Origin of the sequence: Fictibacillus macauensis ZFHKF-1, assembly GCF_000269865.1 — a bacterium.
Classification (GTDB): Bacteria; Bacillota; Bacilli; order Bacillales; family Fictibacillaceae; genus Fictibacillus_C; species Fictibacillus_C macauensis.
In genome coordinates this window covers 264,940-280,697 of the sequence record NZ_AKKV01000019.1, presented here as the reverse complement: position 1 = coordinate 280,697, position 15,758 = coordinate 264,940, and the positions used below count along the sequence as shown (strand labels likewise).

Annotated in this window: 20 protein-coding genes; 6 read left to right on the top strand and 14 right to left on the bottom strand. The window is 41.4% G+C overall.

Features of this window, described 5'->3' with window-relative positions; genetic code table 11:
- Positions 1-343: 343 nt before the first annotated feature.
- On the bottom strand, positions 344-1,369 hold the full coding sequence (yutH, locus tag A374_RS02960; RefSeq protein WP_007200693.1) for a spore coat putative kinase YutH: 1,026 nt from the start codon (positions 1,367-1,369) through the stop codon (positions 344-346).
- A 337-nt stretch (positions 1,370-1,706) separates the two neighbouring features.
- Here yutH and A374_RS02955 point away from each other — a divergent pair, with 337 nt between their 5' ends.
- Positions 1,707-2,204 (top strand): phosphatidylglycerophosphatase A family protein, encoded by a 498-nt coding sequence (locus A374_RS02955; protein ID WP_007200692.1) that lies wholly within the window; start codon positions 1,707-1,709, stop codon positions 2,202-2,204.
- A gap of 132 nt (positions 2,205-2,336) precedes the next feature.
- On the opposite strand, the gene A374_RS02950 is transcribed toward A374_RS02955, so the two are convergent.
- From A374_RS02950 to A374_RS02940, 3 genes are all read right to left on the bottom strand, one after another.
- Positions 2,337-3,104 carry a TIGR01457 family HAD-type hydrolase gene (locus tag A374_RS02950; protein WP_007200691.1) on the bottom strand — a complete coding sequence of 256 codons (768 nt, stop codon included), beginning with the start codon at positions 3,102-3,104 and terminating at the stop codon, positions 2,337-2,339.
- 76 nt (positions 3,105-3,180) lie between these two features.
- Entirely contained in the window at positions 3,181-3,810 is a 630-nt protein-coding gene (locus tag A374_RS02945; RefSeq protein ID WP_007200690.1) for a helix-turn-helix transcriptional regulator, read from the bottom strand.
- Between the two features lie 66 nt (positions 3,811-3,876).
- Entirely contained in the window at positions 3,877-4,323 is a 447-nt protein-coding gene (locus A374_RS02940) for a DUF86 domain-containing protein (protein WP_007200689.1), read from the bottom strand.
- A 127-nt stretch (positions 4,324-4,450) separates the two neighbouring features.
- Between A374_RS02940 and A374_RS02935 the strand changes: the two genes are divergently transcribed.
- Both A374_RS02935 and A374_RS02930 read left to right on the top strand, forming a co-directional pair.
- Positions 4,451-4,720, top strand: coding sequence for a DUF3055 domain-containing protein (locus tag A374_RS02935; protein ID WP_007200688.1), 270 nt, complete (start codon positions 4,451-4,453; stop codon positions 4,718-4,720).
- 95 nt (positions 4,721-4,815) lie between these two features.
- Complete coding sequence (locus A374_RS02930; protein ID WP_007200687.1) at positions 4,816-5,097, top strand: hypothetical protein; 282 nt, start codon at positions 4,816-4,818, stop codon at positions 5,095-5,097.
- A gap of 35 nt (positions 5,098-5,132) precedes the next feature.
- Here the strand turns inward: A374_RS02930 and A374_RS02925 are convergent, their stop codons facing one another.
- Complete coding sequence (locus A374_RS02925; RefSeq protein WP_007200686.1) at positions 5,133-5,408, bottom strand: YutD family protein; 276 nt, start codon at positions 5,406-5,408, stop codon at positions 5,133-5,135.
- A 109-nt stretch (positions 5,409-5,517) separates the two neighbouring features.
- On the opposite strand from A374_RS02925, the gene A374_RS02920 reads away from it, so the two are divergent.
- On the top strand, positions 5,518-6,147 hold the full coding sequence (locus A374_RS02920; protein WP_007200685.1) for a YhcN/YlaJ family sporulation lipoprotein: 630 nt from the start codon (positions 5,518-5,520) through the stop codon (positions 6,145-6,147).
- Between the two features lie 41 nt (positions 6,148-6,188).
- Here A374_RS02920 and lipA read toward each other — a convergent pair whose 3' ends face one another.
- Positions 6,189-7,085: a lipoyl synthase gene (gene lipA / locus A374_RS02915; protein ID WP_007200684.1), complete on the bottom strand. Its 897-nt coding sequence runs from the start codon at positions 7,083-7,085 to the stop codon at positions 6,189-6,191.
- 190 nt (positions 7,086-7,275) lie between these two features.
- Here lipA and A374_RS02910 point away from each other — a divergent pair, with 190 nt between their 5' ends.
- Positions 7,276-8,268, top strand: a complete 993-nt coding sequence (locus tag A374_RS02910; protein ID WP_007200683.1) for a M23 family metallopeptidase — start codon at positions 7,276-7,278, stop codon at positions 8,266-8,268.
- 51 nt (positions 8,269-8,319) lie between these two features.
- Here A374_RS02910 and A374_RS02905 read toward each other — a convergent pair whose 3' ends face one another.
- The gene (locus A374_RS02905; protein ID WP_007200682.1) at positions 8,320-8,799 is read right to left on the bottom strand and encodes a dihydrofolate reductase; all 480 of its coding nucleotides are present in this window, start codon (positions 8,797-8,799) and stop codon (positions 8,320-8,322) included.
- 15 nt (positions 8,800-8,814) lie between these two features.
- Positions 8,815-9,771, bottom strand: coding sequence for a thymidylate synthase (locus A374_RS02900; protein ID WP_007200681.1), 957 nt, complete (start codon positions 9,769-9,771; stop codon positions 8,815-8,817).
- A 183-nt stretch (positions 9,772-9,954) separates the two neighbouring features.
- On the opposite strand from A374_RS02900, the gene A374_RS02895 reads away from it, so the two are divergent.
- Positions 9,955-10,134 (top strand): hypothetical protein, encoded by a 180-nt coding sequence (locus A374_RS02895; RefSeq protein WP_040340254.1) that lies wholly within the window; start codon positions 9,955-9,957, stop codon positions 10,132-10,134.
- 90 nt (positions 10,135-10,224) lie between these two features.
- Here A374_RS02895 and A374_RS02890 read toward each other — a convergent pair whose 3' ends face one another.
- The 6 genes from A374_RS02890 to sufB form a co-directional block, all read right to left on the bottom strand.
- Positions 10,225-10,527: a YunC family protein gene (locus tag A374_RS02890; protein WP_007200680.1), complete on the bottom strand. Its 303-nt coding sequence runs from the start codon at positions 10,525-10,527 to the stop codon at positions 10,225-10,227.
- A gap of 60 nt (positions 10,528-10,587) precedes the next feature.
- Entirely contained in the window at positions 10,588-11,958 is a 1,371-nt protein-coding gene (locus tag A374_RS02885; protein ID WP_007200679.1) for a bifunctional metallophosphatase/5'-nucleotidase, read from the bottom strand.
- A gap of 28 nt (positions 11,959-11,986) precedes the next feature.
- A complete protein-coding gene (locus A374_RS02880; RefSeq protein ID WP_007200678.1) occupies positions 11,987-12,832 on the bottom strand; it encodes a DUF72 domain-containing protein in 846 nt (281 codons plus the stop codon).
- Between the two features lie 182 nt (positions 12,833-13,014).
- Complete coding sequence (locus A374_RS02875) at positions 13,015-13,959, bottom strand: hypothetical protein (protein WP_007200677.1); 945 nt, start codon at positions 13,957-13,959, stop codon at positions 13,015-13,017.
- A 161-nt stretch (positions 13,960-14,120) separates the two neighbouring features.
- Entirely contained in the window at positions 14,121-14,273 is a 153-nt protein-coding gene (locus tag A374_RS20885; RefSeq protein ID WP_007200676.1) for a hypothetical protein, read from the bottom strand.
- Positions 14,274-14,351: 78 nt separating this feature from the next.
- Positions 14,352-15,749 (bottom strand): Fe-S cluster assembly protein SufB, encoded by a 1,398-nt coding sequence (sufB, locus tag A374_RS02865; RefSeq protein ID WP_007200675.1) that lies wholly within the window; start codon positions 15,747-15,749, stop codon positions 14,352-14,354.
- Positions 15,750-15,758 lie beyond the last annotated feature (9 nt).

Sequence of the window (15,758 nt, the reverse complement as noted above, 5' to 3'; positions counted from 1 at the left end):
GCCCTCGATTCGCGCGCAGACCAGGTCCGTTCGCGCGCAGGGGCCCTCGATTCGCGCGCAGACCAGGTCCGTTCGCGCGCAGGGGCCCTCGATTCGCGCGCAGATTAGGTAAATTGCTTCCAACAACGTAGGCAAAGGATGAAAATAGAGAAAATGAAGAGATCCTCTCGTAAATGCGCTCAAAAATGAGAAAAAATAGCGTAAAAGCTCTTCAATGATAGAAAAAAGAGTAAAGCGCACAAGATTCCCAGTTGGCGCGGAGACCACAGTTAATCGCGCGCAACCACGTCAATCTCGCACGCGTCACAAAACAGAGGAAATAGTGAATTCCAAGTTTCTATGCTTAGAGAGGGGTTAACCAATCAACAAGCGGTATATAATGTTCTTCGGCACGCAAGCCAATCATCGGGAAAAATGACCGCAAAAACGCCTCATTTTGCTCTTCTAACTGCAAGCACGATAAAAACGCACGTTCACTTGCTTTTTTCCCAAAATCATATTCATTTTCATAATGCGTTTCCAAAAAGTCATAATACCAAACAGGAAACAGCAAACGACCATAAAGCAACCGCCAATTTTCGCGATTTAAGGGCGTCACTTTTTCATACTCATCTAAAAACGAAACAATGGCTGTTGGTTCAAAAGACGGTTGAAATACAAGGGAGCGAATCCACTCTGCCAAATCGCGAACAGGATGATCAACGACCCAACCAGTCGGCAACTTTACATAATCATTATCTCGCTGCAACCATGAGGTCACTTGAAACCGATCATGACAAATGGTTGGCACAAACTCCTCACGCGGAGCATCTTCCATTTCATAATCGATGATATATTGAATCGCATTTTCCGATATTCCTTCATAATACGGAAAGGTGGTTAAAAATAATTGATCAAATTCCGTTTTAACCGGCTTCAAAAATACTTTATGATATTGTTCACGCGCACGGTCAACCCGCTCCATCCAAAGTGGTGCCCAGTTTCCAAATAAAATACTTTCTGTCGGATAGGGAGGCAATGGTACACCTTTGCCATTACGGTGAAACAGTGCAAGCTCCTCTCCAAGTTCACGTCGCTCTTCACGCGTATCTTCCCATGGTGCCAACCGGTACAACAATACTGGCTCCCCATCCACATGCGCATTTGGCATATTTGTTAAGGTAGGACAAAGCTCCGCTACCCCTCTTTCGCCTCGATACTGTAAGTAATCTCCATAATAAAGAAGCTCTTCAATGCGATCAATTGTCATTTTCTTCTTCGGCACGACTACAAATTGATCACCATTTGATTCAAAGTAACGGTAATTATGAATGGTACATTTGTTTTCACAATATAGCTGATAATGGTGAAAGATATCACGTTCAAACATGGCGCTCCACCCCTGCTTTATTCAATAATTATAGTCTATGACCTAATAGCCCGTTTCGTTAACAAAACTTGCCGACAACTCATATCTTAGCGATAAGCACATATACTTTGACGACCACTATAGCAGAAAGCCCACGGTAAACTGTCTTATTCTCCAAAGATCAGAGAGGAGTCCTTTTCCACTACACGCCAAATACATTCTTATTTGCTACCATTAAACAGTAGAATAAGCATACGTTTTGGAGTGATGGTTATTTTTTATGCAGGATTGGAAATGTTAGTAAAGAGATGCTCCCCATTCTATAGCACACTAAAATGCATCATTAAAGGAGAATTCTATGAAAGAGAAAAAAATCGTCAACATTCACGACACCGCTATGCGCATGTTAAGCGAACGCGGTGTAACGTTAAAAGATATCGCGGAACTCGTCTACTTTCTCCAAGTACCTTATCATCCTCATTTAGAATTATCTGTTTGCCTCGAAAATGTGGAACGTGTCCTCGCAAAGCGTGAAGTACAAAATGCCATCTTAACAGGCATTCAGCTTGATTTAATGGCAGAAAGAAAGCTGATTGACGGTCCCCTACAAGATATACTAGCTAATGATGAAAGTCTGTATGGCATTGATGAAGTCATTGCGCTTTCTATCGTTAACATTTATGGTTCGATTGGCTTTACGAACTACGGCTTTATTGACAAACAAAAACCTGGTATTCTTGAGAAATTGAATGATAAATCAACAGGAAAAGTGCATACATTTCTTGATGATATTGTTGGTGCCATTGCAGCTGCAGCGTCTAGTCGCCTTGCCCATCGAGCCGCTAATTCCGAATAAATATTCTTTAGTGTGGAAGCGCTCAGAAAATTATTCGCTATCACTCCCTTTAACGCGTACCCATTGTGGTGTTTTAAACGATCCCAAAAAAAAAGCCCTCACCCTTTTGTAAGGATGAGAACGTAGGATTTTCTATTTCAACTTCCATTCATCTAGCCCATTTACCGTATAGGTTGGCTGCACTTCAATGTGCTGTAAGTGCTCTTTCGTCGTAACACCGGTATGGACGAGCAGCGTATCCATGCCTGACGTAATCCCAGCTAGAATATCGGTTTGGTAATTATCACCAACCATTAGTGTTTCTTCTTTTTTCGTTCCAAGTTGCTCTAAAGCCATTTCCATAATAATGGGCTCTGGTTTACCGATGAACGTTGGTTTTGTTTCTGTAGAAACGCTAATAACAGACGTTAAAGAGCCATTACCAGGTAATAGGCCACGTTCCGTTGGTAATGCAATATCACCATTTGTCGAGATCAATGTTGCTCCAGCACGGACAGCTAAGCATGCTTTAGCTAATTTTTCATATGTGATGGATCGGTCGATTCCAACGACAACAAAGTCTGGACGCTCTTCTGTGAACGTAAAGCCCTTTTCTTGTAGCGCCTCTTGAATACCCGCTTCACCAATACAGTATACAGAGGCTTGCTTCTTTAAGCGCTCCAAGTAGTTGGCTGTGGCCATGCTTGTTGTGTACACATGCTCTTCACTAGCCGGAATTTCAAAGGAAGCTAGCACATCAGCAACTTGTTTTTTTGTTTTAGAAGAATTGTTCGTGACGAACAAGTATGGAATATTACGCACATTGAGTGCTTGGACGAACTGGACCGCTTCTAGAATTCGTTCTGTTCCTCGATACATTGTTCCGTCTAAATCAATTAAATAACCGTTGTATGTTTTCAACAGGAATCACTCCTTTTTTTCATTCATGATACTAAAACGCGACTTCAATTAAGAAGCCGCGTTTTCCATTACCGTCTTATTCTGCTGCTATTCTATACTTACAACATGAACCACCTTTTGCTAAGCATTCGGTTCGCTCAACGCGAGTCGTTCCTAAGAGCTTCTTAAAAAGAGAAAGTTCACAATGACAAGCTTGTTCATAGTGATCTGCCACTTTTGCAATCGGGCAGTTAAATTCTTTTATTTCATAATGTGCGTCTGTTTTTTCCCATTCAGCCATATAACCTGCTTCATTCACAATTGCGGTCAGTTCAGCTACTTGATCTTCAAACGTAGTATGAGCCATTCGTGGAGCGTATTGTTCATATAAGCGGCTTTCACGACGAGCAAATAAATCATCGACCACATCATTACCCGCGATATCTTGAAAATCTTGCATAAATTCTAACGTAAGCCCTGCATAGTTGCGCGGAAATTGTTCCTCCGCTTCTTCTGATAGACGATACACACTAAGTGGACGTCCCATCGGCTGACGAACAAGCGTTGCTTCAATTAACGCATCTTTTTCAAGGGCATGCAAATGTCGGCGCACTGCCATTTCGGTTACGCCTAATTCACCTGCCATCTGCGTTACCGTTAAATCTTTTTGGCGTTTAAGCATTTGTACAATCACTGAACGGGTAGAGGTGTTTTTAGCCATTGCCATCAAACATCACCTTCCTGCCCACATTGTACAGTACTTTATTATAAAAGTATAATATATCGCTTCTTATTAATGGTTTTCAGGTAAGAAGGCACTGACTGGTCCTAGCTCTTTTTCTAAATAACGGCGCACACTGCTTGAAAACGTAGATAGCGCTGATGCTTGCTTTGTAAGCACCTCTTGAAGATGTGCATGATCTACGTCAATAAACTGTTGCACGAGCATTTTTCGCAAGCTAACTACTTGCTTTAAGGAGGCTGCTTCACTTTCTGTCAGCACTTTTTCATCCCAAAAGATATCTAAAATGTCTTCATAGCTGCCAGGATCACGCATAATAAATCCATCAATAATTGCATTCCCGACATCCATCATGCTCTCAATCACAATATGAGTGGCACGCTCTAAAGCTAATTGTTCGATTGTACTTGTACATTCTTTAAGCGATTCAACCGCTTTCAAAAGATTTTCCATATGAACTAATGTTTGTTCTATTTTTGTTCGATCTACAAAATACATATTCACACCCTGCTTTCTGCAATATCAGTTCTAGTGTATCACAAATCACAAAATTATTAGGAATCATTCCATTGCCATGCTATGATAAATGAGGACATTCTATTGTAACGTAAAGGAGGAAAAAACCGTGAGTAATGAACGTTTTTTTCTATATGATGATACCGTGGACACGAAAACACGATTTGTAAGTTTTATGGGAGAAGAAGCGCGCTTTGACTTAGCGATTATTAAGAGCGATCGCTATTACGGAAAAAGCTTAGTCCTTGATATTCAAGGCAATCGTTTTGCTATAATTGGGGAAGATGATTTAAATGAAGAAGGCTATTTAGAGCATGCCTTTCAATTGAGCGAACGCGATGCCCAAGAGCTTAGAGAATTTTTATATGAAACGTTTTGATAAAAAAAATTATACAACTTGTATTGGGAAACTGGGCACAGTAAAGACAGGATGGTTACCATCCTTAAATTCAATGCCTGAAAGGACTGATCTTGTTGTACGATAAAGACGAAGAAACGTACACTGACTTTTCTAACGTGGAGACAGGGCGCCGTTATGTGTTACCTGAAGACTTTCCAGAAGGGCCTTATGGATCTCCCCTTGTCGTAAAGCTCGGGAAATCTACACCATGGGAACCGAATCAACGCAGTTACAGCGCCTTTAATTATGAAAATAAAACGCTGCACGCAGGCATGGCACGTCAATATCCCGGTGCTCATCCGACACATGACGATCCGAGCGAGGATCAAGAAGCACCGTATGATGACGTTCAATAAGAACGATAACCGGGGAAATCACACCCCGGTTTTTCTTATGATCGCACTTTTTTCAAGACAAAATACGGACAACCAAAATTACAATATTCGTAAACGTATTCAGGCAATGTGCTTATTTTTGTATCATACGTCGCTTTATCATGGCTATCTTCAAAGAAACCACGAAGACGTAATTGCTCGTAGCCGATATCACCAACAATATAATCGTATTTATGTAGGATTTCACTAAAGCGCGCTTTAAATTGTTCTTCGTTAAACGCCTCTTTATTGTTTTCAAGTATTTCGTAGCATAAATCTCCAATACAAATCATGATTTCACCTCTCTTCCTTTATTTTACCACGTCTTTTTCATTTACAGCCAACAATTTCATGAGAAAAAAAGCACAGAAACGGTCACCCTAAGGGTAGGAGGTGATTACAATGAACAAAAAAATCTTACTTACAGCAAGCTGTGCCATAGCGCTCCTATTGGGAGGATGTAACCGTGATGCTTCACAAAAAGAAGAAAAAGGCTACCGTTTTTCCAATGTTAGCTATAAAAACGGCACGCCTCAAAACAAACTTTCTCCAGATGGAATGGATGGTCACTTTGGCTTTGTGCGCCACGAATATAAAGGCGATAATAAAAAACCACTACCATCTCATAAATTAGCAACCATTAACCGTCAACGTCTTGCTGAAATTATCGCGGACAATGCGATTCGCTATCCTAATGTATTGGACGTTGCCGTATTTGTAACAGATGAAGAAGTGTTTATGGCCTACAAAACAAGCAACAAAAATCGAGTGTACATGGCCGATAATGTTAAAAAAGCTGCCTTTTCTGTTGTCCCTCGTTATTACCACGTGTACGTTTCCGATCAACCAGGAATGATTGGTAAGCTTGGGCAATATAAATCCATTCAAAATCATACCGAAAACGTTGATGGTGCCATTGGACGACTTATTTCTCAAATGAAAAAAGCGCCTCAAGGACATGATGTGAGCCCTGGTGAAAATCCAAATGGGGAAACGAAAGGCGAAAAAACAAACGAGCAGATGATGAAATAAGAAAAGCCGGATTTTCCTCACGGAAGTCCGGCTTTGTTTCTTTATGCTTGTGCTTGTGTTGCTTTTGCAGCTGCATTCACTTGCTCGTCTGCATGATAAGACGAACGAACGAGTGGTCCTGCTTCACAATGTTTAAATCCTTTGCTTAGTGCGATTTTACGCAATTCAGCAAATTCATCAGGATGGTAATATTTTTTAACTTTTAAATGTTTTTTCGTTGGTTGTAAATATTGACCTACTGTTACGATGTCAACATTATTTGCACGAAGATCATCAAATGTTTCAATAATTTCTTCCCACGTTTCCCCTAAACCAATCATGATGCTTGATTTGGTTGGGATTGCTGCATTCATTTCTTTTGCACGACGAAGGAACTCAAGCGTACGATCATACGTTGCTCGCGCACGTACACGTGGCGTTAAGCTACGAACCGTTTCAATATTATGGTTCATAATATCTGGCTTCGCATCCATTAATGTTTGCAGATTTTCTTCAACACCCATCATGTCAGATGGCAATACTTCAATTGAACAAAACGGATTGCGACGACGAATTGCACGAACAGTTTCCGCAAAAACAGTTGCTCCTCCGTCTTTTAAATCATCACGAGCTACTGCTGTAATAACCACGTGCTTTAAGCCCATTTGCTCAACAGATTCAGCAACGCGTTCTGGTTCTTGTAGGTCAAGTTCAGTTGGTAAACCTGTTTTTACCGCACAAAAACGGCAAGCACGTGTACAAACGTCCCCTAAAATCATAAATGTAGCCGTTTTCCTTACAGCCCAACATTCATGAATATTCGGGCATCGTGCCTCTTCACAAACAGTATGTAACTTTTTCTCGCGCATCATTTTCTTGAGGCCCTTGTAGTTATCGTTTGTGTTTAGTTTTATTTTCAGCCATTCCGGCTTACGAATGTGTTCTTCCTTATTAGCCAATCCAGCTCACTCCAATTCATCTTCCTATATACAGTTTCTCTGTATACTAAAAATAGAGATACATTAAAAACTTTAACATAACTGAAGCGAAAACTCCAATCACGAATATTTCCATCATTTTTCTCCTATGAAAAACGCATTGTAAACCAAACTAAAGATATGAATGCAGTGAAAAAGGAGTGGCTTCACCATGTTAAAAAAGTGTATCGTTATGATCCTTTTGCTCGGATCGTTGTGCGCTCAACATCCTCACCGTTCGTTAGCGCAACAACGAACCTATAGCCCGACCGATGTGCAGCGCCTCGCACTGTACAAAAAAATGGAAACTGTTACCTCGATTCCGTGGTACTATTACGCAGGAGTTGATCAATATGAGCGTAGTATCCGGTTAACGAGCAGAGAAAAAGGCAAACCCACTGGTGTCATCGGTATATATTTTTCTGGATTACAATGGGTAGGTCCTCTTAATCCAGTGCTTACCGATCGCAATCCACAATCCATTATGCTGTTCGGTGGCGTGGGTCTTGATGGCAACAATGACGGCATCGCAAATCCCGATGATGATGAAGATCTTCTGTATTCCTTTGCCAAGAAACTCATGCCTTATGGCTTTGACAAAGAAAACGTTGCAATTGGCTTATGGAATTATTATAAACGAGATAAGGCCGTCAGCATGATTATGCAAAATGCAAGTGTGTATAAGACGTATGGAACTGTTGCGCTTCATGATCATTCTTTCGTCGTTCCTCTTCACGCCAACTATAGCTATCGAGATACTTGGGGAGCTCGTAGAGGATATGGAGGGCGTCGCATCCATGAAGGCACTGATATTTTTGCTGATTACGGTGTTCCTGTTAAAGCAGCTTCCTATGGGGTTGTTGAAACAAAAGGCTGGAATCGCTTTGGCGGCTGGCGCATTGGCATTCGAGATATTAACAATATTTATCATTACTACGCTCACCTTTCTAGTTTCCATAAAGACATACAAAAAGGCGATATCGTTAAGCCTGGCACAATTGTCGGGTATGTCGGCTCTAGCGGCTACGGTCCCCCAGGAACATCTGGGAAATTCCCGCCACATCTACATTATGGAATGTATCGTGATAACGGGTATACAGAGTGGGCCTTTGATCCGTATCCCTCGTTAAAGGTGTGGGAACGACAAGAACGCCTGAAAAAATAAGAAAAGTTCCCAACCTATGCGCACTCTGCGCTTAGAATGGGAACTTTTTCTTTATCGCTGTTTCTTTTTATAGTGTAAAAAACGGTGAGGATACACATTTTTTTCATCAGTAATTCCTTGCTGTTCACTCAACAATTCCCATTGTGACGGAGCAAACTCAGGAAAGTATGTATCCCCTTCAAACGTTTCTTCTATTTCCGTAATATACATTTCATCTACATAGGGCATAAATTGCTGAAATAAATGGGCACCACCAATAACACACACCTCTTCGTCTCGCTCTAACACCTCTTTTAGCGTATGAACGATCGTACAGCCCGGAATGTGATAAGATGGTTGCCGAGTCATAACAATATTCTCACGCCCAGGTAAGGGCCGTCCAATGGATTCATACGTTTTTCGTCCCATAACAATGGGTTTGCCCATTGTTACTTTTTTAAAATGCTGTAAATCAGCTGGCAAATGCCATGGAAGCTCATTATCTACTCCAATCAGCCCCTCTTGATCCATCGCTACAACAAATGTAATCATACGCTCAACTCCCCTTTAGACAGCAACACTTGCTTTAATCGTTGGATGCGGGTCATAATCGTTTAACTGAAGATCATCCAGTTCAACGTCAAAAATGGAGGCAACTCCTGGCTTTATTGTGAGTGTGGGCAATTTTTTTGGATCACGTGTTAGTTGCGTTTGAACTTGCTCAATATGATTGCTATAAATGTGTACATCCGCACCCGTATAAATCAGCTCGCCAACGTCCAATTGACACTCATGAGCAATTAAATGCGTTAACAGTGCATAGGAAGCAATGTTAAATGGCAACCCAAGGAAAACGTCGTTTGACCGCATATTAAACATACAGCTTAATTTCCCATCTACAACGTAAAATTGAAACGCATAATGACACGGAGGCAGTTGTTGATGCTCTAGGTCAGAGGCACTCCAAGCGGAACATACTAATCGCCTTGAGTCTGGATTTCGTTTTATTTCTTGAATGATGTATTGAATTTGGTCATACGTTTGGCCATTGGCGCCTTCCCAACTCCGCCATTGCTTGCCATATACATTGCCTAAGTCACCATAAAGTGCCGCAAAGTCATCATCATGAAGAACTTTTTCTTGGTAACGTTGCATTTGCGCTTCATAAATCGCTTTAAAAGCCTCATCTTCTTGACTGCGAAGACCAAAATTCGTCATGTCAGGTCCATCATAATCAGAGGAAGTGACCCATTTTTGAAAGCCCCATTCATCCCAAATGTGATTATTGTGTTGCAGTAAATAGCGTACGTTCGTATCTCCTTTTAAAAACCATAACAACTCACTCGCAATTAAACGAAAAGGCACTCGCTTTGTGGTTAGTAAAGGAAAACCTTCTTGTAAATTAAAGCGCATTTGATACCCAAAAATGCTAAGTGTACCTGTTCCTGTTCGATCTTCTTTTTTTGTACCATTTTCTAAAATGTAACGACATAGCTGTAAATATGTGTGATCCGCTTGATTCATAAGCGAACCTCCTTTCCCGCTGTTAAGTAGTTCTTGTTTTTTAAGATGATTCCTCTTCAATTGGTAATAACTAAATTTTTATATCAAATTTATTACAATTGATGAAATGTATCCCCTTTTTGATCAAACGTTGCTATACTATCTTTGAGGTTAACTTTTGATTGAAATACAGGGGGGATGTCCTTGGATTTCCGGAAGTTTCTTACAGGTATGTACTGCTTACAAGTAGCTTGTTTGATCACAGGATCCTATTTACTACTTGTTTATATTTATTTACAGAATACCGAACGCATTATGATGCTTACGTACGTGTTACTCGTAAATTTCTTCTCTTTAGCTGTAACGAAACGTCGTTATAAATAATAACAGAAAAACGAACGGATGTGTGGATGCCATGACGGTTACCTTTTTTGGTAGACGTAACCATGTGCCACATAACGTTCGTTTTTCTCGTTAGAGCATTAAGAGAAGTGCTTGCTTGCCTTGTAAGCCTTTATAAATGCCGAGTGCCTCCGCCTCTGTCGTTACCGATTCAAGCGGCGCCTCCATTAATTCTTCAATTGTTCGCACGCCCGTGGCGCGCCCAGCAACAATCTTTCGGCTGCCTAGCTGTTTATTTAACAATGCCACATCAAGAGCACCACACATAATGTAGCCTTTGTCATTATAAACAGCTAACAACGTTGTTTTAGGCAGCTCCACAGATACCGCTGTAAACGATCTACCTTCAATGATGACAGGATACTCTTTCACCATAGACTCCCTCTCCTTTTCACCATACTATGACAAAAGGAAAAAAGGGGTGAAATGCCCTGCTTATCTTTTTTGTAGCTTCCAAGCTAGCAAGTCACGTAGCGTTTCTGGCAATAAAAATTGTTTCATATGACTTTGTGCAACGGCTGGAAATAACTTACCAAAAGTAAACATATCTAAAAGCGCCACCTGATACGTAGCCTCAGGCTGTAACGCTTTACCACGTACAGTAATGCTGCGGTCAGGCTCTGTTTGTAACAATGCTTCATCTACCTCAATACCCGTAAAAACGAGCCTTCCCATCATAACCCCTCGAAAGCCAAAGCCTTTCACTTCTTTTGTCATCATTTCTTCACTTAGTCCGATGCTAATCGTTTCCTGCAGCTCACGACCAGATAATGAAACGATACAAGGATTAATGGGATGTGGGCAGATGCGATGTAAATCCCCTTTTGTAACAGGGCCTGCTGGCAACCCTTGCAGAAGCACACCTGCATTGATCATTGCGATCGGCTCTTCACACCATTCGCTCAAAGCATCAGCCATAAGTTGTGAGAAATGACAAGGCGCTGTCCACGACACTGTTAATGGCTCTTCTAGAACCGTAATAACTTCTTGCAATTGTTCTTGACCCCGCTGTTCTTGCTGAGCTAGGAGCGCAACCGTGCTAGGGTCGCGTTCTAAGTTGTCTAACGCAATAAGCGTAGCTTTTTTTTGTAGCGTTGTCTCATTTATATCGAGTGTTACGGCACCTACATATTGTCCGTATTTTCCCGTTTGCGCAATCAGTGTGGTGCCAACGGTCTTCCCTTGGGGCAAAACGTGATGTGTATGAGCACCAAGAATTACGTCGATGCCGTCAAACATCGCTGCCATCTTTTCATCATCACGTAACCCTAAATGAGACAGTACGATGACAAGATCACACGTTGCGCGAAGATTAGGCAAAATGGTGGAGAGCTCACTAAAGGGATCCGTCACCTTCCAATTTAACGATCCATAGAAATCAGGATAGCTAACCGTAACCCCTGTGACACCAATTTTTAAACCGTTTGTATGAAAGATTTTCGTCGGCTGTGCCCATGCGGGTCGCGTGCCATCTTCTTGAAACAGATTGCTAACAAGAATCGGAAACGACGCCTTATCATACAGCTGGTTAAGCTCCTCTTTCGTGAGGGTAATGCCCTCGTTATTGCCGATCGTGACCGCATCAACAGCGGCTCCATTTAAGAGCTCCGTATTGCCTGTTCCGAGCGTTCCTTCTGTTAGCGGATGCGCTCGATCTAAAAAATCTCCACAATCGAAATAAAGAAAAGAAGACCCAGCTTGCTCGGCTTCTTCTCTTGCTTGATGAATGTTTTGAACGATTATTGGCCAATTTTCAAAATGACTATGAATGTCATTCGTATGATAGATAGTTACTGTTTTTGTCATAGGAGTCCTCACTTGCTAACGGGGTTTCTTAAAATAAGTTCATTTGTCGTGGCGATAGTCCATCATATTCAATCTGAAGCATGGAAATGAAGGAGCGGGCATTATCTGCCGCATCGCCACCTGAATTGTTATTAAAAAGAACGACCACGTCTTTCGTTTCTTTCTGTAATTGTTCCACATACTGTTGCCATTGTAACAATTCTTTTTCATTATAACGATATAAATAACGAACATCACGCCAATTAGGCTGTCCTTGATTGACCCATCCATGCACGTTTCGTCCGTGTAAGCGCACGAGTGCCATTTCTTTTGATGTCGTTGCCGCTACGATTGGTACAGAGCCCTGTCCTGCTTGGGGCTCATCACACACCGTATGAATCCACCCTTCACTTTTCATAAAGGATAGTGTCGCCTCTCTACGCTCCTCCGTAAACCACGTCTGATTACGAAACTCTAAGGCAAGTGGTAAATCTCCCATGATTTGACGCGTCGTACGTAGTATTTGTACATTTTCTTTCGTACATTGAAACCACGGTGGATATTGAAAGAGGACGGCTTTGAGCTTATGCGCGTCCAACAACGGTTGCAGCGACTCTTTAAAGGCATCAAACATTTCTTTATGCGAAGAAAACGGTACCTCACTTCGTGCATGGCCCGTCATGCCTTGATACGCCTTGACGATAAAAGAAAAATTATCAGGTGTTTCTTTGATCCATTTCTCGTAATTTCGCTGTGGTTGAATTGCATAAAAAGACGAATCAACCTCCACAACGGGAAAATAACTGCTGTATGTTCTTAATTTATCTGTCGACCGTGTTCCTGCTTGATATAGCGAATCATGATCGCCCCAGCCAGTTACACCGATTGATATCATAAAAACACCTCTCTTTAGAAGTCTATACCTGTCATTACGGAAAGTAAACTAAACCGCCGTTATGTATATATTCTAGTATTATAACAAAAGAAGAACAGGAACAGTACTTTCAAATGAGCTCCCGCATGCACGTTGTAAAACCCCCTCTTCCATTGAAAGAGGGGGTTTTCACTATCACTGCTTTACGCCAAATACCCAAATGCTTGATACTTTTTATAGCGATTGATGGCAAGAATGCCTTGCCATTCGCGTCTTGCCTGTTCAGCGTCCTCTTCACCATTTCCCCAGCTCCATGAAATGTCCCAAACACCTTCTGTATTCATTTGTTCACGATAAAATGAAAAGTTCTCCTCCACGAGTGAACCAAACACAGTACATAAAGGATGGTCAGGACGATCGATAAAATCTAACGGCAACGGTTTATAGCCTTCGTTCCACGTGGTTGGATTAAGATCGACACACTTCTTAGCTAGCCTTATGATTTTCTGTGAAACTTCTTCTAAGGAATAGGGACTCTCTCTTTCGAATGTTGCAAGATGAGGGGATATGATGCGTAAAAACTGCTGATAGTTATTGACTTCATGAAAATCCATCGTATCTCGCTTCATTAGCGACTGAACAGCTTTATGGATGATTTGCCAACCTACTTCTGCCTCGGAACTGTCCGCTTTTGACCAATGAACTAAATAAGCTGCTAATTCCACGCTAGGGTTAAACATCCATTGCGCTTGCGCATCGGGCGACCAATGCCACCACGGCGCATGCGGATACTCATTGTTTTGTGGTAACACCGTAGGCCACATGCCGGTTTCTTCATCAATTGTTGCGAGCAAATAGCGTTTCATCGTTTGTATGATGTGATCTTGTGCTGTCGCACCACATTCATATAAAAGCTGAGCTGCTGCCCAAGTCGCCATCGGCGAGGACAGCGGCATCCTAAAGTCAGGTTCAATACCATGACCAAAGCCACCGTCCTCATTTTGATACGTTTTTAAAGCAGAAATAACTTCTTGATTACTTCCACCTGCAAATAAATAGTGAAACCGTGCTTTTTCAAGCGGTCGTGCTGATGTTGGTATAAATGCTATTGCTCGTTTAAAGCCTTCTTTTATGAAATTTGCACCCATACGATCTCCCCTTTAGCATCATTCGTTTTCTCACAGATTACGTCGAATGCCATGCTGCTTATTCATTGTACTATTCCGCTATAGACTACTTTTTTCCTGCAACTAAAAACCCGAAGAAACAAGCTCTGATTAAAAGCTGTTCTTCGGGTTAGTACAGAACACTATTTTTGCTCTGCTTGTTTTTGCTTTTTGTTCAAATATGCTGCACGCATTTTTTCAAGGCGTTCCTTTTTATCACCTTTAACAGGTTGATTTTTTTCATGATATTTTGCCACAGCTACTTTACCTTTTTGATCTAATTGATATTTACCCACGTTTCCCACCTACTTTACATATCGTCTACCAAAATAGAAGAAGACGAACTATAAAAAGTTCGCCTTCTGCATACGGTCTTAACCGATTGAACCTTCCATCTCGAACTTGATGAGACGGTTCATTTCTACCGCATATTCCATCGGTAGTTCTTTCGTAAATGGCTCGATGAAGCCCATTACGATCATTTCTGTTGCTTCTTGTTCTGAAATACCACGGCTCATTAAGTAGAACAATTGATCTTCAGATACTTTAGAAACCGTTGCTTCATGTTCAAGTGTAATATTGTTATTTAAGATTTCATTGTATGGAATTGTATCAGATGTAGACTGGTTATCCATAATCAATGTATCACATTTAATATTGGATTTAGAGCCTTCTGAACGACGTCCAAAGTGAGAAATCCCACGATACGTTACTTTACCACCATGCTTAGAAATTGATTTAGATACGATGGTAGATGAGCAATCTGGTGCAAGGTGAACAACTTTCGCACCTGCATCTTGGTGTTGACCTTTCCCTGCAATCGCAATGGAAAGAATCGTCCCTTTTGCGCCACGGCCTTTCATAATAACCGCTGGATATTTCATCGTTAGACGGGAACCGATGTTGCCATCTACCCATTCCATCGTTGCATTTTCTTCAGCTACCGCACGTTTTGTAACAAGGTTATAAATGTTGTTTGCCCAGTTTTGAATCGTTGTGTAACGCGCATAGGCGTTTTTCTTAACGATGATTTCAACAACCGCACTATGAAGTGAGTTAGTTGAATAAACAGGAGCTGTACAACCTTCTACGTAGTGAACAGAGCTATCTTCATCCGCAATGATCAGCGTACGTTCGAATTGACCCATGTTTTCAGAGTTAATACGGAAGTAAGCTTGAAGTGGCGTATCACATTTCACACCTTTTGGTACGTAAATGAAGGAGCCACCAGACCATACAGCCGAGTTAAGTGCAGCAAACTTGTTATCAGTCGGCGGAATAATTGTGCCGAAGTATTGTTTGAAAATCTCTTCGTGCTCTTTAAGCGCCGTATCTGTATCTGTAAATAAAATACCAAGATCGCTTAAGTCTTCTTTCATGTTGTGATACACAACTTCAGACTCATATTGCGCAGAAACACCCGCAAGGTATTTTTGCTCAGCTTCCGGAATACCAAGCTTATCAAACGTTGCTTTAATTTCCGGTGGTACTTCATCCCATGACTTTTCAGACTTCTCAGATGGTTTTACATAGTACGTAATATCATCGAAGTTTAAGTCTTTTAAGTTACCGCCCCATTGAGGCATTGGCATTTTATAAAATTGCTCCAAAGATTTCAAACGGAAGTCAAGCATCCACTCTGGTTCGTTTTTCATATTGGAGATTTCTTCTACTACTTCTTTCGTTAATCCGCGTTTTGAACGGAAAATGGAAACGTCTTTATCGCGAAAACCATATTTGTATTCGCCGATTTCTGGCATTTTTTTAGCCATCGTTAAAAA

What these genes read in the sequence shown, in the direction of transcription:
- yutH (WP_007200693.1), bottom strand. Translation starts at nt 1,369, where the DNA reads ATGTTTGAACGTGATATCTTTCACCATTATCAGCTATATTGTGAAAAC.
- A374_RS02955 (WP_007200692.1), top strand. Translation starts at nt 1,707, where the DNA reads ATGAAAGAGAAAAAAATCGTCAACATTCACGACACCGCTATGCGCATG.
- A374_RS02945 (WP_007200690.1), bottom strand. Translation starts at nt 3,810, where the DNA reads ATGGCAATGGCTAAAAACACCTCTACCCGTTCAGTGATTGTACAAATG.
- A374_RS02940 (WP_007200689.1), bottom strand. Translation starts at nt 4,323, where the DNA reads ATGTATTTTGTAGATCGAACAAAAATAGAACAAACATTAGTTCATATG.
- A374_RS02925 (WP_007200686.1), bottom strand. Translation starts at nt 5,408, where the DNA reads ATGATTTGTATTGGAGATTTATGCTACGAAATACTTGAAAACAATAAA.
- A374_RS02920 (WP_007200685.1), top strand. Translation starts at nt 5,518, where the DNA reads ATGAACAAAAAAATCTTACTTACAGCAAGCTGTGCCATAGCGCTCCTA.
- A374_RS02910 (WP_007200683.1), top strand. Translation starts at nt 7,276, where the DNA reads ATGTTAAAAAAGTGTATCGTTATGATCCTTTTGCTCGGATCGTTGTGC.
- A374_RS02905 (WP_007200682.1), bottom strand. Translation starts at nt 8,799, where the DNA reads ATGATTACATTTGTTGTAGCGATGGATCAAGAGGGGCTGATTGGAGTA.
- A374_RS02900 (WP_007200681.1), bottom strand. Translation starts at nt 9,771, where the DNA reads ATGAATCAAGCGGATCACACATATTTACAGCTATGTCGTTACATTTTA.
- A374_RS02890 (WP_007200680.1), bottom strand. Translation starts at nt 10,527, where the DNA reads ATGGTGAAAGAGTATCCTGTCATCATTGAAGGTAGATCGTTTACAGCG.
- A374_RS02885 (WP_007200679.1), bottom strand. Translation starts at nt 11,958, where the DNA reads ATGACAAAAACAGTAACTATCTATCATACGAATGACATTCATAGTCAT.
- A374_RS02880 (WP_007200678.1), bottom strand. Translation starts at nt 12,832, where the DNA reads ATGATATCAATCGGTGTAACTGGCTGGGGCGATCATGATTCGCTATAT.
- A374_RS02875 (WP_007200677.1), bottom strand. Translation starts at nt 13,959, where the DNA reads ATGGGTGCAAATTTCATAAAAGAAGGCTTTAAACGAGCAATAGCATTT.
- sufB (WP_007200675.1), bottom strand. Translation starts at nt 15,749, where the DNA reads ATGGCTAAAAAAATGCCAGAAATCGGCGAATACAAATATGGTTTTCGC.